Source organism: Pseudaestuariivita atlantica (assembly GCF_001205715.1).
Taxonomy (GTDB): domain Bacteria; phylum Pseudomonadota; class Alphaproteobacteria; order Rhodobacterales; family Rhodobacteraceae; genus Pseudaestuariivita; species Pseudaestuariivita atlantica.
On sequence record NZ_AQQZ01000006.1, the window covers coordinates 39,371 to 58,991 of the forward strand.

General features: G+C 68.2%; 19 protein-coding genes and 1 tRNA gene. 14 read left to right on the top strand and 6 right to left on the bottom strand.

Going from position 1 to position 19,621, the window contains the following annotated elements:
* Nucleotides 1-7 precede the first annotated feature (7 nt).
* The 4 genes from ATO11_RS13595 to pdxH all read right to left on the bottom strand — a co-directional run bounded on the left by ATO11_RS13595 (nt 8) and on the right by pdxH (nt 1,844).
* Nucleotides 8-84: transfer RNA gene (locus tag ATO11_RS13595), tRNA-Pro, on the bottom strand.
* A 58-nt stretch (nt 85-142) separates the two neighbouring features.
* A complete protein-coding gene (locus tag ATO11_RS13600; protein ID WP_050531453.1) occupies nt 143-610 on the bottom strand; it encodes a DUF192 domain-containing protein in 468 nt (155 codons plus the stop codon).
* A complete protein-coding gene (locus ATO11_RS13605) occupies nt 583-1,125 on the bottom strand; it encodes a cold-shock protein (RefSeq protein WP_050531454.1) in 543 nt (180 codons plus the stop codon). The genes ATO11_RS13600 and ATO11_RS13605 overlap by 28 nt, the downstream gene beginning before the upstream one ends.
* A 113-nt stretch (nt 1,126-1,238) precedes the next feature.
* The gene (gene pdxH / locus ATO11_RS13610) at nt 1,239-1,844 is read right to left on the bottom strand and encodes a pyridoxamine 5'-phosphate oxidase (RefSeq protein WP_050531455.1); all 606 of its coding nucleotides are present in this window, start codon (nt 1,842-1,844) and stop codon (nt 1,239-1,241) included.
* A gap of 142 nt (nt 1,845-1,986) precedes the next feature.
* Between pdxH and fabI the strand changes: the two genes are divergently transcribed.
* The 7 genes from fabI (at nt 1,987) to trpE (ending at nt 9,206) form a co-directional block, all read left to right on the top strand.
* Complete coding sequence (gene fabI, locus ATO11_RS13615) at nt 1,987-2,793, top strand: enoyl-ACP reductase FabI (protein ID WP_050531456.1); 807 nt, start codon at nt 1,987-1,989, stop codon at nt 2,791-2,793.
* A complete protein-coding gene (locus ATO11_RS13620; RefSeq protein WP_050531457.1) occupies nt 2,790-3,341 on the top strand; it encodes a hypothetical protein in 552 nt (183 codons plus the stop codon). The genes fabI and ATO11_RS13620 overlap by 4 nt, the downstream gene beginning before the upstream one ends.
* Nucleotides 3,338-3,940 (top strand): LysE family translocator, encoded by a 603-nt coding sequence (locus ATO11_RS13625; RefSeq protein ID WP_050531458.1) that lies wholly within the window; start codon nt 3,338-3,340, stop codon nt 3,938-3,940. The genes ATO11_RS13620 and ATO11_RS13625 overlap by 4 nt, the downstream gene beginning before the upstream one ends.
* Before the next feature lie 74 nt (nt 3,941-4,014).
* Complete coding sequence (gpt, locus tag ATO11_RS13630; RefSeq protein ID WP_050531459.1) at nt 4,015-4,530, top strand: xanthine phosphoribosyltransferase; 516 nt, start codon at nt 4,015-4,017, stop codon at nt 4,528-4,530.
* An 11-nt stretch (nt 4,531-4,541) separates the two neighbouring features.
* Nucleotides 4,542-5,708 carry an aminotransferase gene (locus tag ATO11_RS13635; protein WP_082176325.1) on the top strand — a complete coding sequence of 389 codons (1,167 nt, stop codon included), beginning with the start codon at nt 4,542-4,544 and terminating at the stop codon, nt 5,706-5,708.
* 105 nt (nt 5,709-5,813) lie between these two features.
* On the top strand, nt 5,814-7,691 hold the full coding sequence (locus tag ATO11_RS13640; protein ID WP_050531461.1) for a peptidylprolyl isomerase: 1,878 nt from the start codon (nt 5,814-5,816) through the stop codon (nt 7,689-7,691).
* Between the two features lie 6 nt (nt 7,692-7,697).
* Nucleotides 7,698-9,206, top strand: a complete 1,509-nt coding sequence (gene trpE / locus ATO11_RS13645; RefSeq protein WP_050531462.1) for an anthranilate synthase component I — start codon at nt 7,698-7,700, stop codon at nt 9,204-9,206.
* 15 nt (nt 9,207-9,221) lie between these two features.
* Here the strand turns inward: trpE and ATO11_RS13650 are convergent, their stop codons facing one another.
* The gene (locus ATO11_RS13650; protein ID WP_110553701.1) at nt 9,222-10,862 is read right to left on the bottom strand and encodes a divergent polysaccharide deacetylase family protein; all 1,641 of its coding nucleotides are present in this window, start codon (nt 10,860-10,862) and stop codon (nt 9,222-9,224) included.
* A gap of 134 nt (nt 10,863-10,996) precedes the next feature.
* Between ATO11_RS13650 and ATO11_RS13655 the strand changes: the two genes are divergently transcribed.
* The 6 genes from ATO11_RS13655 to lexA all read left to right on the top strand — a co-directional run bounded on the left by ATO11_RS13655 (nt 10,997) and on the right by lexA (nt 16,058).
* Nucleotides 10,997-11,578, top strand: coding sequence for an anthranilate synthase component II (locus ATO11_RS13655; protein ID WP_050531464.1), 582 nt, complete (start codon nt 10,997-10,999; stop codon nt 11,576-11,578).
* On the top strand, nt 11,575-12,588 hold the full coding sequence (gene trpD, locus ATO11_RS13660; protein ID WP_050531465.1) for an anthranilate phosphoribosyltransferase: 1,014 nt from the start codon (nt 11,575-11,577) through the stop codon (nt 12,586-12,588). The genes ATO11_RS13655 and trpD overlap by 4 nt, the downstream gene beginning before the upstream one ends.
* A 227-nt stretch (nt 12,589-12,815) precedes the next feature.
* The gene (gene trpC, locus ATO11_RS13665; RefSeq protein WP_050531466.1) at nt 12,816-13,631 is read left to right on the top strand and encodes an indole-3-glycerol phosphate synthase TrpC; all 816 of its coding nucleotides are present in this window, start codon (nt 12,816-12,818) and stop codon (nt 13,629-13,631) included.
* Nucleotides 13,628-14,104, top strand: a complete 477-nt coding sequence (moaC, locus tag ATO11_RS13670) for a cyclic pyranopterin monophosphate synthase MoaC (protein WP_082176327.1) — start codon at nt 13,628-13,630, stop codon at nt 14,102-14,104. Before trpC ends, moaC begins: the two co-directional genes overlap by 4 nt.
* The gene (locus tag ATO11_RS13675) at nt 14,101-15,267 is read left to right on the top strand and encodes a molybdopterin molybdotransferase MoeA (RefSeq protein WP_050531467.1); all 1,167 of its coding nucleotides are present in this window, start codon (nt 14,101-14,103) and stop codon (nt 15,265-15,267) included. The genes moaC and ATO11_RS13675 overlap by 4 nt, the downstream gene beginning before the upstream one ends.
* A gap of 95 nt (nt 15,268-15,362) precedes the next feature.
* Nucleotides 15,363-16,058 carry a transcriptional repressor LexA gene (lexA, locus tag ATO11_RS13680; protein WP_050531468.1) on the top strand — a complete coding sequence of 232 codons (696 nt, stop codon included), beginning with the start codon at nt 15,363-15,365 and terminating at the stop codon, nt 16,056-16,058.
* Here the strand turns inward: lexA and ATO11_RS13685 are convergent.
* Nucleotides 16,052-18,121 carry a ComEC/Rec2 family competence protein gene (locus ATO11_RS13685; protein WP_050531469.1) on the bottom strand — a complete coding sequence of 690 codons (2,070 nt, stop codon included), beginning with the start codon at nt 18,119-18,121 and terminating at the stop codon, nt 16,052-16,054. The genes lexA and ATO11_RS13685 overlap by 7 nt on opposite strands.
* Before the next feature lie 79 nt (nt 18,122-18,200).
* On the opposite strand from ATO11_RS13685, the gene gltX reads away from it, so the two are divergent.
* Nucleotides 18,201-19,616, top strand: a complete 1,416-nt coding sequence (gene gltX / locus ATO11_RS13690; protein WP_050531470.1) for a glutamate--tRNA ligase — start codon at nt 18,201-18,203, stop codon at nt 19,614-19,616.
* The last annotated feature ends 5 nt before the right edge of the window (nt 19,617-19,621 follow it).

Consider the following 19,621-nt stretch of genomic DNA (forward strand, 5'->3'; position numbering starts at 1 on the left):
AAACCGGTGGTCGGAGCGGCGAGATTCGAACTCACGACCCCCTGTACCCAAAACAGGTGCGCTACCAGACTGCGCCACGCTCCGTCACCGAGGTCGGGCTATAATGCCTGCCGCGGGGATTGGGAAGGCCGGATCGACCGGTTCAGCACGCCCAGGCGGCGGTCTCTTGCCCGATCATGGGGTGCCGCAACTCGCTGCCGGGGACGATCCCGATCCGTTCGGCCAGACCGCCATTGATTTCAAGCACGTACTGGATGCCGTCGCCGCCATCGATATGGGTCAGGTCCAGCGGGATCGCGTTGGAATGGACCCGCTGCACGACGCCCCGTGCGTCGGCAAAGATCATGTCGAGCGGGATCAGCGTGTTCTTCATCCAGAACACCGCCCGGCGCGGCGCGGGATAAATGAAGAGCATGCCGGCAGACATCGCCATCGCCTCGCGGTTCATCAATCCGACGGATCGCGATGTCGGTGTGTCGGCCAGTTCGACGTTGAACGCCGCCTCGCCCCAGTCCCCGCGCAATTCGACGCGGTCGGGCGCGCATTCGGCAGAGGCGACCCCGGCCCAGACAAGCAGCCCGATCAGGACTGCGACAAAGCGGCTTCCCATGCGGTGACCTCGGTTGCCATGCGGCCTCTCTTGCCGTCGATGACCCGGATACCAAGCGCCTCGCCCGGTTGTAAATCGGCAAGGCCCGACCGCCGCAACACTTCCACGTGAATGAACACGTCTTCCGAGCGCCCGAACACGTTGGCAAAGCCAAAGCCCTTGGCCTTGTCGAACCACTTGACCCTGGCGGGTTCCAGCGGGGCCGAGCGCATGACCTCGGGATCGACGTCGTCGAAGTCCGCCAGCGGCGCCGCCTGCGCCCCTTCCGGCGGATTTATGGCGTGCACCACAAGCGCCTGCATGCCGCGCGTCGTCTGCTGCACCGTCACTTCGATGCCCGCGCCATCCGCGACCGAGCTTTGCCCGAAATTGCGTAATACGTTGGCGTGAAGGAGGATATCCGGCCCACCCGAATCCGATAACACGAACCCGAATCCTTTAACCGGATCAAACCACTTCACGGTGCCGTTAACGCGCTGCCCATCCGCTTGCACGTCGTACTTGTCTTCAGTCATGATCGCCTCACCCTGGCCCCTGTGTGCGCCAGAGGACCGGACTTGGCAAGCGCATAAATTGTACTTTTCGACAAGTCCACTTTGCATAAACGCAATACGCTCAGGGATTAAGCTCATGGATTCAGTCGCGAGACCTCCCACGTCTCGCCCGCCGCCGCGCGCGTCCACCGGAACCGGTCATGCAGGCGAAACGCGCCATCGGCCCAGAATTCGATCTCGACCGGCGTGATCCGGTAACCGCCCCAGTGCGGGGGCCGGTTGGGCGCGGTTCCATGAGCGGCGGTGACCCGCGCCACCTCGGCCATCAGCGCCGCGCGGCTTTCAAGCGGACGGGATTGCGCGCTGGCCCACGCGCCGAGCCGCGACTTGAGCGAGCGCGACGCGTAATACCGGTCCGCCTGCGGCCCGTCCTCGCGGCTGACCAGCCCGCGCACGCGCACCTGCCGATGCAGGCTTTTCCAATGCAGCACGAAGGCGGCCTTGCCCGCGCCGTCAAGCTCACCCGCCTTGGCGCTTTCGTAATTGGTGTAGAAGACGAACGCGTCGTCCTCGATCTCCTTCAACAGGACCATGCGGACATTGGGCAGGCCGCCCGAATCCACCGTCGCCAGCGCGATCGCGTTGGGATCGTTGGGCTCCATCGTTTCCGCCTCGGCCAGCCATCGCCGCGCGATCACGATCGGATCGTCCCCTGCAAATATCCCGCCCCGGTCCGACATGTGCTGCCCCTTCCTGCATTTGTCTGGCTGGCATCTAGCGACCTGACCCGCCCCGGCAAGGGCACGGCCCGCGGGCTTGATGCGTTGCGATCCTTGGCCTAAAGGTCTGTGAAGTCAAACGACGCGCGGGGGGACAGGCGGGATGTCGCATCAATTGATGGCCGGAAAACGCGGCCTGATCATGGGCCTGGCCAACGACAAGTCCATCGCCTGGGGCATCGCCCGCGCGCTGGGAGAGGCCGGGGCGGAACTTGCCTTTTCCTACCAGGGCGAGGCGCTGAAAAAGCGCGTGGCGCCGCTGGCCGAGCAGCTGGGCAGCGACCTTGTCCTGCCCTGCGACGTGAGCGATCCGGCCTCCATCGACGCGCTGTTCGAGACGCTGAAGGAAAGCTGGGGAAAGCTTGATTTCCTTGTCCACGCCATCGGCTTTTCGGACAAGAACGAGCTGCGCGGGCGTTATGTCGACACCAGCCGCGACAACTTCCTGATGACCATGGACATCTCGGTCTATTCCTTCACCGCCGTGGTGAACCGGGCCGAGAAGATGATGACCAATGGCGGGTCCTGCCTGACGCTCACCTATTACGGGGCCGAACGGGTGATGCCGCATTACAACGTGATGGGCGTCGCCAAGGCGGGGCTGGAAGCGTCGGTGCGCTACCTGGCCGAGGACCTGGGCAAGGACAACATCCGCGTCAACGCGATCAGCGCGGGCCCGATCAAGACGCTCGCGGCCTCGGGCATCGGCGATTTCCGCTACATCATGAAGTGGAACGAATACAACTCGCCGCTGCGCCGCAACGTGACCATCGACGACGTCGGCAATTCGGCGCTCTACCTCTTGTCCGACCTCGGCGCAGGGGTCACCGGGGAGAACCTGCACGTCGATGCGGGCTATCACGTCGTGGGCATGAAGGCGGTCGACGCGCCCGACATCTCGAAATCATGAAGGCGGCGGCGTTTGCGCTTGCCTGCCTCTGCGCGGGACCGGCGGCGGCGCTGTGTGACATGGACGGTGCTGGGGCCGCGGGCCTCGCGTCGGGCGACTGGACGGTCATGGTGATCGAATCGATCATTTCCGTGGGCAATATCAACCACATCGCCGATCCCACCCCGCCACAGACAGCGCAGATCGAAATGGACGCTGAGGGCGCCGGGCGCTTTGCCATGGCCGGGGCCGAGATGCCGCTGGCACGCCGCGCCCCCGGCACCTTCCATATCGAAGTCCATCCCGAACGCCGCGCCGGTTTCGACGCGGTGCTGGCGCATCTTGAACGCACCGAGGGCGACCTGCCCTGCCCGCTGGCGGCCTTGCCGCAATACCTTGGCGAGAAGACCGCCGAACAGGGCGCGCGCCGGGCGCTGGCGCTGACCGACCTCGTGCAACTGGACGCGGAGACGATGGCTGGCGTGCAATACACGGTGATCCGCGACCCCGACGCGCCGCTGGTGACCGTGCGCACCACCCTGACCCTGACGCGGGAGACGGGTGAGTGACCTGGGAGCAGCTGATCGCGTTCAACCTCGTTCTGGGCGCGGCGCTGATCAGCCCCGGCGCGGCCTTCCTCGTTGCCGTCAGGACGTCGGTCAGCGCGGGTCGCGCGGCGGGCATCGCGACGGGGCTTGGGCTGGGCAGCGCGGCGGCCTGCTGGACGCTGGCGGCGCTTCTGGGCCTCAAGGTCGTGTTCGACCTCTTCCCATGGACCTATGCCGCGCTGAAGATCGCGGGCGCGGTCTACCTGATCTGGCTGGCGGTGCAGACATTGCGGCACGCCAGCGCGCCCCTCGGGACCGCGCCTGTCCCCCGGCACCGGGCCTTCCTGGCCGGCGCGCTCGTCAACTTCGGAAATCCGAAATCGATGCTGTTTGCCGCCGCCGTGATCGTCGTCGTCTTTCCGCAGGGCCTTGCGCCGCGCGACATCGCGCTGATCACGCTCAACCACCTCGTGCTGGAGTGGATTTTCTATACGAGCGTGGCACTTGCGCTGTCCTCGGCCCCCGCCCGTGCGGGATATCTGCGGGCCAAGCCGTGGTTCGACCGGCTGGCGGCCGGGCTGCTGGGTGCGCTGGGTCTGCGGCTGCTGCTAAACCGATAGGCGCAGGCCCCCTTTGCAGCGGCGCGATACCGACGTAAGACCAACGTGAGACCGACGCGCCGAAGGAGCCTTCCATGACCGACCGCCTGCCCCACGAAAAAGGCTTTCACGTCAGCTGGGACCAGCTGCACCGCGATGCGCGCGCGCTGGCGTGGCGTCTGCAGGGCGAAGCCCCCGAAAGCGGCTGGAAGGCGGTTGTCGCCATCACCCGTGGCGGCATGGCGCCCGCGATGATCGTCGCGCGCGAGCTGGATATCCGCACCGTCGACACGATCAGCGTCAAATCCTACCACTCGGGCGGCGGCAAGGCCGACCAGCGCCGAGACGCCGAGGTGCTGAAATCCCCGGACGCGACGGTGATGGGAGATGGCAAGGGTATCCTCATCGTGGATGACCTTGTCGACAGCGGCAAGACGCTGGAACTGGTCCGCTCGCTCTATCCGCAGGCCCATGTCGCTACCGTCTATGCCAAGCCGATGGGCCGCCCGCAGGTGAACACCTTCATCACCGAGGTCAGCCAGGACACGTGGATCTTCTTCCCGTGGGACATGGCGCTGCAATATGTCGAACCCTATCGCGGCACGGATTAAGACCGGCGTCCATGTCCCTGACATCACGCACTTTTCCGTCACCCGTGACCGAGGCGTATCGCTGGCTTGACGCCCGTGCGCCGAACGATCTGCCGCTTCTGAACGTGGCGCAGGCCGCGCCCGCCGATCCGCCGCCCGACGCGATGCGGGCGCACATGGCCGACCTCGTCCTGACCGACGACGCGGCGCACAAGTATACCGGCAACTGGGGCCTGCGCCCAGTGCGGGAGGCGCTGGCGGATACCACCGCGCGGCTATACGGCGGCGCGGTGAGCGCGGACCAGGTGGGCCTGACATCGGGCTGCAACCAGGCCTTCGTCGCAGCCCTCGCCAGCTTCGCGGAACCGGGCGACGAGGTGATCCTGCCGGTGCCATGGTACTTCAACCACGCCATGTGGTGCGACATGGCGGGCGTGACCAAGGTGCCGCTGCGCTGCGGCCCCGACATGCTGCCGGACCTGTCCGAGGCGGCCTCTCTCATCACATCCAGAACGCGCGCCATCGTGCTGATATCGCCGAACAATCCCACGGGAGCGGAATACCCCGCCGACCTGCTGGCAGGGTTCCGCGACCTGTGCCGCGCGCATGGCATTCACCTGATCCTTGACGAGACCTACCGCGATTTCCTGTCCACCCCCGGCGCGCCGCATGACCTCTTCACCGACCCGGACTGGGACGAGGTGCTGATCCACCTCTACTCCTTCTCGAAAAGCTTCCACCTGACCGGCCACCGCACCGGCGCGCTGCTCACGTCGCCCGCGCGGCTCGAAGACGCGGCGAAATTCATCGACACGGTCACCATCTGCCCCACCCCGCTGGGCCAGAAGGCGGCGCTTTATGGCCTGACCGAGATGACGCAATGGCTGGCCGGGGAACGCGCCCTGATCCTCGACCGCAGGGCCACCGTCGCGCGCCTGATGCCCCGGATCGAGGCGCGCGGCTGGCAGCTTGCGGGCCTTGGCGGGTATTTCGCCTACCTGCGCCATCCGTTTGCAACCGATGCCGCGACGGTCGCGCGCCACCTGCTCGACACCCACGCGATCCTGTGCCTGCCGGGCACCATGTTCGCGCCCGAAGGCGACGACAGCGCCCGCCAGCACCTGCGCGTGGCCTTCGCTAACGCGGATGCCGAGGGGCTTGAGGACCTTTTCGAACGGCTGGCACGCGTCGAACTCTAGGGCACGGCCGCGAAATCGCGTCCCTGACCGGCTCGCCGCTTGCCCTGTCCGCGGCACCCGCGTAGACATCGCCCGAACCAGGGTCACCGCACGGGAGCACGCATCATGGCCGCAGGCAGAAAATCCATGTCGAAGACCTTTGTCTGGATCATCGTCGGCCTGCTCAGCTTTGCGATGATCGGGTTCGGCGCGGCCGGGCTTGGCGGGTCGATCCGCACCATCGGATCGGTCGGCGACAAGTCGATCAGCGTGCAGGATTACGTGCGCGAGTTGCAGGCCCAGATCCGCGGCTTCCAGGAGCAATCCGGCACCACCATCACCTTCCAGCAGGCGCAGGCCTTTGGGATCGACCGGCGCGCGCTGCAGCAGATGGTGACGGCGGCGGCGCTGGAGCACGAAGCGGCCCAGTTGGGTCTGTCGATCGGTGACGCGAACCTGCGCGACCAGATCGTGCAGATCTCCGCCTTCCAGGGACCGGGCGGCGCGTTCGACCGCGCCTCCTATCGCTTCCAGCTTGAAAACGCAGGCCTGACCGAGGCGGAATTCGAAGAGGACCTGCGCTCGGAAAGCGCGCGAACCCTGTTGCAGGGCGCCGTCCTGTCGGCCACGCCTATGCCCGCGACCTATGCGGAAGCGATGGTGAATTTCGTCGGCGAGACGCGCAATTTCACGTGGAGCCGCGTGGGCGACCTGCAGCTCGACGTCGAGATCGCCGAACCCGACGACGCGCAGTTGCGCGCCTTCTACGACGACAACATCGCGCTGTTCACCCGTCCGGAGACCCGCAAGATCACCTATGCGTGGCTTGAGCCCGACATGCTGATCGGTGACATCGAAACCTCGGACGAGACGCTGCGCGAGATCTACGAGGATCGCAGCGAGATCTACAACCAGCCCGAACGCCGTTTGCTGGAACGCCTGTCGTTCCTCGACGCAGGCGCGGCGGATGCGGCGCGGGCACGGCTGGATGCGGGAGAGACCGATTTTGAGACGCTGGTATCTGACCGCGGCCTGACCCTCAGCGACGTGGACCTTGGCGACGTGGCGCGCAGCGACCTGACGGACGAAGCCGCCGACGCCGTGTTCGGCGCCGAAGCGGGCGATGTCGTGGGCCCCGTCGCCACCAATTCGGGCGTGGCGCTTTACCGCGTGAACGCCGTGCTGGCCGAACAGGTCACCACCTTCGAAGAGGCACGGCCCGACCTTCTGACCGAGCTGCAGCGCGACAGCGCCAACCGGATGATCCAGGCGCAGATGGACAACATCATCGACCTGCTGGCAGGCGGGGCCACTCTGGAGGAACTGGCGGACGAGACCGACATGCAACTGGGCCAGATCGACTGGACCGGTGACAGCGACAGCGGCATCGCCGCCTACGCCGCCTTCCGCGCGGCAGCGTCCGAGGCGCGGGTGGGCGATTTCCCGGAGCTGGAGGAATTGTCGGATGGCGGCATCTTCGCCCTGCGCCTCGACGCGATCGAAGAGCCGCGCGCCGAACCCTTCGACACCGTGACCGACCGCGTGGCCGAGGCATGGCGCACCGCCGAGACGACCCGCGCCCTGCAGGAACAGGCCGAGACGATGGCCGACCAGCTGCGCGAAGGCCGGACCTTTGCCGCGCTGGGCCTTGCCCCGAATATCGAGACCGGCATCAACCGCCGCGGTTTCATCGAAGGTGCCCCGCGCGCGCTGCTTGCCACCGCGTTCGAGATGGAACTCGGCGACGTGCGGGTGATCGAGGCGGATGGCGACGCGGTGATCGTGCGGCTCGACAACGTCATGCCCGCCGACCTCGCCAGCGAGGACAACGCGGCGCTGGTGTCCTCGGTGACCGACCAGATGTCGGGCATGATCGCGCAGGACCTGTTCCAGGCGCTGGCCAACGACGTGCAGGCGCGGGCCGGGATCTCGATCGACCAGCAGGCGCTGACGGCGGTGCACACGCAGTTCTTCGGCGGCGGCGTGGCCGGTGGCGGATCCTGACAGGCCATGCAACTGACCCCCGATTTCGACACCTTCGCCGCCGCCTATGACCGTGGCGAGCCGCAGGTCGTCTATGCGCGGCTGGCGGCCGACCTCGACACGCCCGTTTCGCTGATGCTCAAGCTGGCGGGCACCAGCCGCGATGCCTTCGTGCTGGAATCGGTCACCGGCGGAGAGGTGCGCGGGCGTTATTCCATCGTCGGGCTCAAGCCCGACCTGATCTGGGAATGTCGCGGCACGACGGCGCGCGTGAACCGCGCCGCGCGGTTCGACCGTGACGCCTTTGTCGACGAGGCCGCCGATCCGCTGACCTCCCTGCGCGCGATCATCGAGGAAAGCCGCATCGACCTGCCCGCCGACCTGCCGCAGGCCGCGGCCGGGCTTTTCGGCTATCTCGGTTACGACATGATCCGGCTGGTCGAGCATCTGCCGAACATCAATCCCGACCCGCTTGGCCTTGCCGACGCGACGCTGCTGCGCCCCTCCGTCGTGGCCGTTCTCGATGGTGTGAAGGGTGACGTGACCGTGGTGGCACCCGCCTGGGTGACCGAGGGGCAGTCGGCCCGCGCCGCCTATGCGCAGGCCGCCGAACGGGTGATGGACGCGCTGCGCGATCTTGACCGCGCGATTCCGCCCGACAGCCGCGAGATGGGCCATGCGGGCGACCTGCCCGAACCGGTGTCGAACTTCACGCATCAGGGCTATCTCGACGCGGTGGAGAAGGCGAAGGAATACATCCGCGCGGGCGACATCTTCCAGGTCGTGCCGTCGCAGCGCTGGACGCAGGATTTCCCGCTGCCGCCCTTCTCGCTTTACCGCTCGCTGCGGCGCACCAACCCGTCGCCCTTCATGTTCTACTTCAACTTCGGCGATTTCCAGGTGATCGGCGCCAGCCCCGAGATCCTCGTGCGGGTCTTCGGGAACGAGGTCACGATCCGCCCCATCGCGGGCACCCGCCCGCGCGGCGCGAACCCGGCGGAGGACCAGGCGCACGAAGACAGCCTGCTCGCCGACGAAAAGGAACTGGCCGAGCACCTGATGCTTCTGGACCTGGGCCGCAACGACGTGGGCCGCGTGGCCAGGATCGGCACCGTGCGCCCGACCGAGGAATTCATCGTCGAACGCTACAGCCACGTGATGCATATCGTGTCGAACGTGGTGGGCGAACTGGCCGAGGACCAGGACGCGCTGTCGGCCTTCTTCGCGGGCATGCCCGCGGGCACCGTCTCCGGTGCACCCAAGGTACGCGCGATGGAAATCATCGACGAGCTGGAGCCCGAAAAGCGCGGCGTCTATGGCGGCGGCGTCGGCTATTTCAGCGCGGGCGGCGACATGGACATGTGCATCGCGCTGCGCACGGCGCTGGTGAAGGACCGCAAGCTCTATATCCAGGCCGGCGGCGGCGTCGTCTATGACAGCGATCCCGAGGCCGAATACATGGAAACGGTGCACAAATCGAACGCGATCCGCCGGGCCGCTGCCGATGCGGCGCGGTTCACCCGCGACGGCAACTGATCCGAGCGGTGCGCCTTACCGGTCCGCGTTCAGCACCATGGACACCGGCACCAGCCCGACCTGCGCGGCGCGATCCTGAAGACCCCAGAGCAGAAGCGCGCTGATCGTGTCGGGCCGTAGCCGCCCCACCATGACAACGCCGTTTTCCTGCCGCGCCTTGAAGGCCGCCTGATCGAGGAACCGCCGCATCACCTTGGGATCCTGCCCGTTGCCGTCGAAATCCCGGAACACGGTCGCGGCGGGCACACCCGCCTTTGCGGCCAGCGTCGCACCGGCGTTCAGCCCCTTGGAAAAGAGGACCAGCCCGTGACCCGTCTGTCCCAGAATGGCCGCGACCTGGTCGGACACCGCGCTTGATCCCTGAAGACTGCCTTCGCGCGCTTCGAGGATGCCCACCGCTTCCGGCACCGCCGACAAGAGCGCGGCCAGGGTGACCTCGACATCCTGCGGTTGCGCGCCCTGCGGAACCTCGGCCAGCGCCATCACTTCCAGCCCAAGCGCGCGGTAATCGGCGGCGCGGGCCTGCGCGACCTCGGATGTCGGGTCGACCGCGACGGTCACCGGGTAGGGAAACCCGTCCAGCACCTCGGCCCCGATCGGGCCCGACCCGTCGTCGATCAATACGATCGCCATGCGCGGGCGGTCGGCGGCGACCTCGATCGGTTCGGCGAACAAGACAACCGGGCGCTGATCGTCCTCCCCGGCAGCGGCCTCCCCGCCCTCCGCCGTCACACTCGGCAGGCGCGGGGTGCTGGCGGGTACAAGCGTGCGGGCCGGTTGCCCGACGCGCGGGCGGTCGCCTGCCTCGTCGGTCGTGGACGGCACCAGTGCCGTGACCTGCGGCGCGGGCGCGTCCGCGGGGCCATCCGCATCGGGAAGCCCGTCCGCCCCGTCCGCCTCGGGCGACGTGGGCCGCGCACCGGGCAACGGAGCGTCGTCCCCGCCGGAAGTGCCAAGCGAGGGCGATGCCGGGGTTTCCGGTGCCGACGGGGCGGTGACCCCGGTCCCTGCCTCGACCGGCGCGGGCGTGTCCCCAACGGCGGGGGCATCGGGTACGGTGATCGCGCCTGAATCGGGCGCGGCAGGCTGTTCGGGCAGCGCGGGCTGTTCGACGCGGGAGGCCAGCGCCTCCCCGTTTTCATCCGGCGCTTGCGGTGTCTCGAGGCTGGGCGCGGCGCTTGCGATCTCCGCCGGTTCGGCGGGCGTTTCGGGTTTCAGCGCGGTTGTGTCCGCGTCCGGCGCGGTCAGGGTCGCACCGGGGCCTGACGGGCGCGCGACGCCCGTGTCGCCTGCGGTTGGCAGCGCCGCGCCGGTACCGCCATCGGCGGACGGCGCCGAGGGCGCGTCACCCAGATCGGCCGTTTCCGGGGCCTTTGCCGGCTGGCGCGCTTCCTCGGCCAAAGCGGCCAGCGTGTCCGGGGCGGATGCGGCATCCGTGGTCGGGGTTTCGGCCTGCGGTGCGGCGGCTTCGTCGGTACCTGCGACCTTGGGTGCCATGTCCTCCGCCGGAGCGTCGGCGGCCATGCCGCCCGGCGCGTCGAGGTCCGGCGTCGGCTGCACCACCATCGGTGGCGGGCCCGCCACGCTCAGCACGCCCACACCCAGTACGGAAAGAACCGCGCCCCACGCGGCCCCGGAGAGAAACCCTCGCGCCATCCTTGCCCCCTAGCCCGTTGCCTGCTCGTGCCTGCCGGTGTCGCGATGATCTTGTCCGGCCCACGTTGCGCCAGTATAGCGCTTGAGGGGCTCCGCGCTCCACCCTTTTCGTGATCCGCACCGGGAAACCGCCCATGCTGCTTCTGATCGATAACTACGACAGCTTCACCTACAACCTCGTGCACTACGTGGGCGAGTTGGGGGCCGAGGTCGTCGTGCGCCGCAACGACGCGCTCGACGTGCAGGAGGCGATGGCGATGAACCCCGCCGGTATCCTGTTGTCGCCGGGCCCCTGCGATCCCGACCAGGCGGGCATCTGCCTTGCCCTGACGCATGCCGCGGCAGAGACCGGGACGCCGCTGTTGGGCGTGTGCCTTGGTCACCAGACCATCGGGCAGGCCTTCGGCGGGCGCGTCGTGCGCCATGACGAGATCGTGCATGGCAAGATGGGCATGATGCACCATCGCGGCACGGGCGTGTTCAAGGGTCTGCCCTCGCCTTTCAAGGCGACGCGCTATCACTCGCTGGTGGTGGACCGCGCGACGGTGCCGGACGTGCTGGAGGTCACGGCAGAGCTGGAAGACGGCACCATCATGGGCCTGCGCCACCGCGAGCTGCCGATTGAAGGCGTGCAGTTCCACCCCGAAAGCATCCGGTCCGAACACGGCCACGCGATGCTGAAGAATTTCCTAGACACGATGAAGGTCCCGGCATGAGCGACGCGCTGAAACCCCTGATCGGCGCCGCCGCCGACGGGCCCCTCACCCGTGCGCAGGCCGAGGACGCCTTTGGCATCCTGTTCGACGGGGAGGCGACGCCCAGCCAGATCGGCGGGCTCTTGATGGCGATGCGCACGCGGGGAGAGACGGTGGACGAATACGCCGCCGCCGCCGCGGTGATGCGCGCCAAGTGCAAGGCGGTGCGCGCGCCCGAAGGTGCGATGGACATCGTCGGGACCGGGGGCGACGGCAAGGGCACGCTCAACATCTCGACTGCCACAGCCTTCGTCGTGGCGGGCGCGGGTGTGCCGGTGGCAAAGCACGGCAACCGCAACCTGTCGTCCAAGTCGGGCGCGGCGGATGCGCTGACGCAGATGGGCCTGAACGTGATGGTCGGGCCGGAGGTGGTCGAGAAATCCATCGCCGAGGCCGGGATCGGCTTCATGATGGCCCCGATGCACCACCCCGCGATTGCCCACGTGATGCCCACGCGGGCCGAACTGGGCACGCGCACGATTTTCAACATCCTCGGTCCGCTCACCAACCCCGCGGGCGTCAAGCGCCAGCTGACCGGAGCGTTTTCGCGCGACCTGATCCGGCCAATGGCCGAAACGTTGTTGGCGCTCGGGTCCGAGAAGGCGTGGCTCGTGCACGGCTCGGACGGGACGGACGAGTTGACGATCACCGGCGTCAGCTGGGTCGCGGCGCTTGAAGGCGGCGCGGTCGAGATGCGGGAGATCGTTCCCGCCGATGCCGGCCTGCCCGAACATCCGTTCGAGGCGATCGTGGGCGGCACGCCCGCAGAGAACGCGACGGCCTTCCGCGCGCTGCTGGACGGCGAGGCCTCGGCCTACCGCGACGCGGTGCTGCTGAATGCCGCCGCCGCGCTGGTGGTGGCGGATGTCGCGGGCGATCTGAAAGCAGGGGTCGAGATGGCGCGCGAGAGCATCGACAGCGGGTCGGCCAAGGCCCGGATCGAGGCGGCGGCGCGGGCAACGAACGGTTGAGCACAGCCTGGAGCCGCGCAGCGTCGGGCCGCGGTGCGGCGATCCCACCTGCCCGCGAAGCGCTTGATGCGTGCAAATTCCGAACTCCGCCCCGGCGATGCACCAAGACCTGCCAAATCGCCGTGCCGGGGGGCGGCCCGGCGATGCGCGGCGGCCTGCGGCCTTGATTCCGCGCCGGTCGCGGCTCAACCGTTGCACCCCTCCCCCCAACCGCTTAATCAGGCCCAATGACAGACACCGTGCTCGACCGTATCAAGGCCTACAAGCTCGAAGAGATCGCCGCCGACAAGGCCGCCAAGCCGCTGGAGGCGGTGGAGGCCGAGGCGCGCGCGGCATCGCCCGTCCGCCCCTTTGCCGACGCGCTTCTGCACGCCGCGCGCACCGGCTATGGCCTGATCGCCGAGATCAAGAAAGCCTCGCCCTCCAAGGGCCTGATCCGCGCCGATTTCGACCCCGCGACGCTTGCAAAGGCTTACGAGGCCGGTGGCGCGACCTGCCTGTCCGTCCTGACCGATACGCCTTCTTTCCAGGGTGCCAAGAGTTTCCTTACCGAAGCGCGCAACGCCACGTCCCTGCCCGCTCTGCGCAAGGATTTCATGTACGACACCTACCAGGTGGCCGAGGCCCGCGCTCTGGGAGCCGATTGCATCCTGATCATCATGGCCAGCGTATCCGACGCGCAGGCGCGCGAACTGGAAGACGCCGCGACCCATTGGGGCATGGACGCCCTAATCGAGGTGCACGATGCCGAGGAACTGGACCGCGCCAGCCACCTGTCCTCGCGCCTGCTGGGCATCAACAACCGCAATCTCAAGACCTTCGACGTCACGCTCGACACCACCCGCGAACTGAGCCGCCGGGTGCCCGAGGACAAGATCATCGTCGCCGAAAGCGGCCTGACCGGCCCGGAGGACCTCGCCGACCTCGCCCGCTACGGCGCGCGCACCTTCCTGATCGGCGAAAGCCTGATGCGGGCCGAGGACGTGACCGCCGCGACCCGCGCGATCCTTGCCTCGCCTGAAGTGCCGCAGGTCGGGTTGTGAGCGGGCTCACGCATTTCGACGCGGCGGGCGCCGCGCAGATGGTCGACGTGGGCGACAAGCCCGTGACCGACCGCATCGCCACCGCCATCGCCCGCGTCACCATGCAGCCCGAAACGCTCGCCCTCATCATGCAGGGCACCGCCAAGAAGGGCGACGTGCTGGGCGTGGCACGACTTGCGGGCATCATGGCCGCCAAGAAGACCTCCGACCTGATCCCGCTCTGCCACCCGCTGCCGATCACCAAGGTCACGGTGGACCTGACGCCCGACACCGACCTGCCCGGCGTGCACATCACGGCCACGGTCAAGACGACGGGCCAGACGGGGGTCGAGATGGAGGCCCTGACCGCCGCCGCCACCGCCGCGCTGACGGTGCACGACATGGTCAAGGCAGTGGATCGCGGCATGGTCATCGACGACCTGCGCGTCACCTTCAAGGACGGCGGCAAGTCCGGCCGCTTCGACGCGCCGTGATCTCGGTCACCGAGGCGCTTGATCACCTCTTTGCGCTGGTCACGCCCCTGCCCTCGGAAGAGGTGCCGCTGGCCGAAGCGGCGGGCCAGGTTCTGGCCGAGGATGCGGTCGCGCGGCGCGATCAGCCGCCTTTCACCGCCTCGGCCATGGACGGATACGCGGTGGCGGGTGATCCCGAGATCGGCTCGACGCTGACCGTGATCGGAGAGGCCGCCGCCGGGCACCGCTTTGACGGGTCGGTGGGTCCGGGACAGGCCGTGCGCATCTTCACCGGCGCCCCGGTGCCCGAGGGCACGACCCGCATCGTCATCCAGGAAGACACCTCGCGCGACGGCGACACCATCACCGTGACCGGGTCCGAGCCGTCCACGCATCTGCGCCCGCGCGGAGGCGATTTCGCCGCCGGGGCGCGGGTTGCCGCGCCGCGCCGCCTGACGCCGTCCGACATTGCCCTGCTTGCCGCGATGAACGTGGCGCAGGTGCGTGTCACGCGCCGTCCCGTCGTCGCCATCATGTCGACGGGCGATGAGCTGGTCATGCCCGGCGAAACCCCCGGCCCGGACCAGATCATCGTGTCGAACGCCTTCGGGCTGAAGGCCATGCTCGAGGCAGAGGGCGCCGACGTCCGGCTGTTGCCCATCGCGCGGGACAGCGAGGCCTCGCTCACCACCGCGTTCGGGTTGACCGACGGCGCGGACCTCGTCGTGACCATCGGGGGTGCCTCGGTCGGGGATCACGACCTTGTCGGGCCGGTGGCCGAAACGCTGGGGCTGGCGCGCGACTTCTACAAGATCGCGATGCGGCCCGGAAAACCGCTGATGGCGGGGCGCATGGGGGATGCGGCGATGGTGGGCCTGCCGGGCAACCCGGTGTCGGCCATGGTCTGCGGGCACGTCTTCCTGCGCCCGATGATCGCGGGCTTTCTTGGCCTTGGAAGTGCCCCGGTGCCGACGCGCAAGGCGGTTCTGGCGGAACCGCTGGGCAAGGGATCGGCGCGCGATCACTACATGCGCGCCACGCTTGACGGCGACCGGATAACCGCCTTCGCCCGGCAGGACAGTTCGCTTCTGACCATCCTGTCCTCGTCCAATGCGCTGCTGATCCAGCCCGCCAACAGCCCCGCCCTTGATGCGGGCACGCAGGTGGACTGCATCCCCCTCTGACACGCTCCCGTCAAAAGTTGACACAAAACGGGAACATGTGTAGAACAAACGCAAACAGGCCCGGAACAAACGGGTATGCGCAGAGGAAGCGAGCGATGCTGACACAGAAACAACTGGACCTTCTGGACTTCGTCAACAAGCGCGTTCAGCGCGACGGGGTGCCACCGTCGTTTGACGAGATGAAGGACGCGCTGGACCTCCGTTCGAAATCCGGCATCCACCGCCTGATCACCGCGCTGGAAGAGCGCGGGTTCATCCGCCGCCTCGCCCACCGCGCCCGCGCGCTGGAAATCGTGAAACTGCCGGAATCGCTTGGTGGCAAGCCCGCGGGCTTCATTCCCACCGTGATCGACGGGGACCGCCCCGCCGCCACGCCTCCCGCCGCGCAACCCGTCGTGTCGGACGGCGCGGACTGGGTGCCGATGGTCGGCAAGATCGCCGCCGGTGTCCCGATCGAGGCGATCGAGGACCGCTCGGCCCAGGTCAGCGTGCCGCAGGCGATGCTGAATGGCAGCGGCCCGCATTACGCGCTGGAGGTCAAGGGCGACTCGATGATCGACGCGGGCATCAACCACGGCGACGTGGTGGTGATCCGCGAAACCTCGACCGCCGATGACGGCGACATCGTCGTCGCGCTGGTCGACGATCACGAGGCGACGCTGAAACGCCTGCGCCGCCACGGGGCCGCGATCGCGCTCGAGGCGGCCAACCCGGCTTACGAGACGCGCGTTTTCCCCGCCGACCAGGTCAAGGTGCAGGGGCGTCTTGTCGGGTTGATCCGCACCTACTGATCCCCGACCGTCTTCATCCAGTCGACAAGACCCGGCGGTGCGGTGCCTCGCGGTGACCACGGGCGCGCGCCGCCATCGACATGCGCGATCCGCGCGCGCAGGCCCGTTCCATCCCTCCACAAGGCGATGCTGCCGCTGTCGCGCAGCTTGTCGAGGTCGAGGACGAGGCACGGCCCGTCGAGGGTGAGCGGCACGTTCGACACGATCAACCGGCCCCGCGCGCAGGGCGGTGGCGTCCGCGCGGCGCGTTTGCCCGCGACATGCACGATGTCCCAGCCCGCACTTTCGGCGTTCCAAGATTGCGCGGCCTTGGCCTGTTCGACCCGCAGCCCGTCATTCTCCAGCCAGATCCCGGCGACAAACCCTGCGCCTTTCGCGCGGCTCAGGGCGCGCATGTCGTCCACGCGCACGCCCACGATCTGCCCCTCCGCGTCGATCAGCACGTCCGGCCTGTCATCGCCCGACCATTGCGTCAGCACCAGCGCCAGCGCCGGGAGCGCCGCGAAGCGTCCGCGCCCCTGCACAAGCGCGAGCCACAGGCCCGCAAGCGCCAGCGCGGGCAGGACCCAGCCCGCGGGCGTGGCGATCCCGCTGACCGATCCGTCCCATCCCGCGACCCGGTCCGCCACGCCGAGGATCCAGCCGATCCCCTGCCCCGACACCCATAACGGCAGGGCCGCGAGGCCAAGGGGCATGAGCACCAGCCCGGCAATGGCAAACGGCATGATGACGGCCCCCATCAGCGGCACCGACAACAGGTTCGCGATCAGCCCGTAATGCGCGAACATGTTGAAATGCGCGGCCGCCACGGGGGCGGTGGCGATCCCGGCCACGCCCGAGGACACCACCAGCGCGATGACCGGGCGCAACCAGCCGGGTGCAGGATCGCGCCGCAACTCGCGGATGCCCGCGAAGGCGGCGACCAGCGCGGTGGTCGCGGCAAAGGACATCTGGAAACCGGGGCTCAGAAGCGCCTCGGGTCGCAGCGCCAGCACGATCAGCGCGGCCAGCGCCACCGCCCTGAGGCTGAGTGCCCGCCGGTCCAGCAGCACCGCCCCCAGCGCCACCGACACCATGATGAAGGCGCGTTCGGTCGCGACGTTGCCGCCCGACAGCGCAAGGTAGGCCGCCGCCGCGAGGAACCCGGCCACCGCCGCGATCCGCCGGATCGGCCAGCGCAGCGCGAGCGAGGGCGCAAGCGCAAGCGCGCCCCGCACCATGCCGAACACCACCCCCGCCGCAAGCCCCATATGCAGCCCGGAGATGGCCAGCAGGTGCGCGAGGTTCGTGGCCCGCAGGTCCTCCACGATCCGCGGATCGAGGGCCGAGCGGTCGCCGGTCACGATCGCCGCCAGAACGCCGCCTTCCGGCCCCGGCAACGCGGCCTGCAACCGGGCGGACAGGGCCAGCCGCACCTGCGTGATCCAAAGGGCGAAACCGGTTCTCTCCGGGTCCTCGACGGCCACGACCGGCACCCGGCTGTACCCCACGCCCCCCAGCTTCTGGAACCATGCGTGTCGACGAAAGTCGAACCCGCCCGGTTCCGCCGCGCCGCGCGGGGGCGCGATATAGGCGGTCGTGCCGACCCGGCGACCGGGCAGGAAGTGCGTGTGCGGACCGTCCTTGGCCACGCTTACCCGCACGCGCCGGGGCGTGTCAGCGGGCGCCACGCGGGACAGCGCGACCTGGTCCAGCGTCAGCCGTGGCAACCCGGAGGCAGAGCGGTCGATCTTCACGATCCGCCCGGCCACCGCGCCGTAGACCGGCTTGGCCAGAACAGGCCCCGAAACATTGTGTGTCCGCGCCGCTGCCAGCACTACGCCAAGCGCGGCCAGAACGCCCGCCCAGATCACCACCCGGACAAGCAGCGGCGTCTGCGCGCGGAGCGCCAGCAGCGCGCCGAACAGCGCCAATGCCGCAAGGATATAAAGCACCCACGGCGTGGGTTCGGTGTCGAGCGAGAAATAGGCACCGATCCCGGCGCCAAGGCAAACCGGCGCCCAGGGAAAGAAATGGCCCTGCTGCGACAGGGCCCACCCGGATACGCGGGTTGCCAGTGTCATGCTTGTTCTCGTCCCTCGGGGTCGGTAAACGCGCGGGACATGCTTGCCGCACGATCCTTAGCAAAAGGTTAACCTTCCCATGCACGACGCGACCCATGCGCCGGTAGTGACCCGGTTTGCCCCCTCTCCGACCGGTTATCTGCATATCGGCGGCGCGCGCACGGCGCTTTTCAACTGGCTTTTCGCGCGTGGGCGCGGCGGCAAGTTCCTGCTGCGGATCGAGGATACCGACCGCGCGCGCTCCACCCCCGAGGCAACGCAGGCGATCCTTGACGGGATGGCGTGGCTGGGCCTTGACCATGATGGCGAGGCGATCAGCCAGTTCGCCCGCGCCGACCGCCATGCCGAGGTCGCGCACCAGCTTCTGGAACAGGGTGCCGCCTACAAGTGCTTCGCCACGCCCGAGGAGATCGCGGCCTTCCGCGATGCCGCCCGCGCCGAGGGTCGTTCGACCCTGTTCCAAAGCCCGTGGCGCGATGCCGATCCGGCCACGCATCCCGATGCGCCCTTCGTGATCCGCCTCAGGACACCGATGGACGGCACGACGGTGATCCGCGACGCCGTTCAGGGCGACGTCACGATCCGCAACGACCAGCTGGACGACATGATCCTGCTGCGTTCGGACGGCACGCCGGTCTACATGCTGGCGGTGGTGGTCGACGATCACGACATGGGCGTGACCCACGTGATCCGGGGCGACGATCACCTCAACAACGCGGCGCGGCAGATGGGGATCTATACCGCGATGGGCTGGCCCCTGCCCGTCTATGCCCATATCCCGCTGATCCACGGCCCGGACGGCAAGAAACTGTCGAAACGCCACGGTGCGCTCGGGGTCGAGGAATACCGCGACATGGGCTACCCGGCGGCGGGCATGCGCAACTACCTTGCCCGGCTGGGCTGGAGCCACGGGGACGACGAGTTCTTCACCGATGCGCAGGCGATGGCGTGGTTCGACCTTGATGGAATCGGCAAGGGCGCCGCGCGGTTCGACTTCAAGAAGCTGGGTCACCTATGCGGTCAGCACATCGCGGCGGCGGACGATGCTGCGCTGCTGCGTGAATTGGAGGCGTTCGCCCGCACGACCGATCACGATTTGCCGACCGATCAGAGGAAAAAGTGGCTGGCGGACGCCATGCCCTTCCTCAAGCAACGCGCCAAGACATTCCCGGAACTCATTGAAAAGGCGCATTTTGTCTTGACCGACACGCCGGTCGTGCCGGACGAAAAATCCGGCGCGGCGCTCGACAATGTATCCCGTGGTATACTGACCGAATTGACGCCGCAGTTGCGAGATGCTAGCTGGACCCGAGACGATCTGGAGGCCGTTCTTGGCACCGCTGCCGAGAGCCATGGCCTCAACTTCGGAAAACTCGCAGCCCCCCTGCGCGCGGCATTGGCCGGACGCAGTGCAACGCCCAGCGTGTACGACATGATGCTGGTCCTTGGGCGCGACGAGTCCGTTGCCCGGATCGATCACGCCGCCCGCAGCTGACGGGC

Bases quoted from the DNA above. Each gene is read 5' to 3' on its own strand.
- ATO11_RS13600 (WP_050531453.1), bottom strand. From the start codon at position 610: ATGGGAAGCCGCTTTGTCGCAGTCCTGATCGGGCTGCTTGTCTGGGCC.
- ATO11_RS13605 (WP_050531454.1), bottom strand. From the start codon at position 1,125: ATGACTGAAGACAAGTACGACGTGCAAGCGGATGGGCAGCGCGTTAAC.
- pdxH (WP_050531455.1), bottom strand. From the start codon at position 1,844: ATGTCGGACCGGGGCGGGATATTTGCAGGGGACGATCCGATCGTGATC.
- fabI (WP_050531456.1), top strand. From the start codon at position 1,987: ATGTCGCATCAATTGATGGCCGGAAAACGCGGCCTGATCATGGGCCTG.
- ATO11_RS13620 (WP_050531457.1), top strand. From the start codon at position 2,790: ATGAAGGCGGCGGCGTTTGCGCTTGCCTGCCTCTGCGCGGGACCGGCG.
- gpt (WP_050531459.1), top strand. From the start codon at position 4,015: ATGACCGACCGCCTGCCCCACGAAAAAGGCTTTCACGTCAGCTGGGAC.
- ATO11_RS13635 (WP_082176325.1), top strand. From the start codon at position 4,542: ATGTCCCTGACATCACGCACTTTTCCGTCACCCGTGACCGAGGCGTAT.
- ATO11_RS13640 (WP_050531461.1), top strand. From the start codon at position 5,814: ATGGCCGCAGGCAGAAAATCCATGTCGAAGACCTTTGTCTGGATCATC.
- trpE (WP_050531462.1), top strand. From the start codon at position 7,698: ATGCAACTGACCCCCGATTTCGACACCTTCGCCGCCGCCTATGACCGT.
- ATO11_RS13650 (WP_110553701.1), bottom strand. From the start codon at position 10,862: ATGGCGCGAGGGTTTCTCTCCGGGGCCGCGTGGGGCGCGGTTCTTTCC.
- ATO11_RS13655 (WP_050531464.1), top strand. From the start codon at position 10,997: ATGCTGCTTCTGATCGATAACTACGACAGCTTCACCTACAACCTCGTG.
- trpD (WP_050531465.1), top strand. From the start codon at position 11,575: ATGAGCGACGCGCTGAAACCCCTGATCGGCGCCGCCGCCGACGGGCCC.
- trpC (WP_050531466.1), top strand. From the start codon at position 12,816: ATGACAGACACCGTGCTCGACCGTATCAAGGCCTACAAGCTCGAAGAG.
- lexA (WP_050531468.1), top strand. From the start codon at position 15,363: ATGCTGACACAGAAACAACTGGACCTTCTGGACTTCGTCAACAAGCGC.
- ATO11_RS13685 (WP_050531469.1), bottom strand. From the start codon at position 18,121: ATGACACTGGCAACCCGCGTATCCGGGTGGGCCCTGTCGCAGCAGGGC.
- gltX (WP_050531470.1), top strand. From the start codon at position 18,201: ATGCACGACGCGACCCATGCGCCGGTAGTGACCCGGTTTGCCCCCTCT.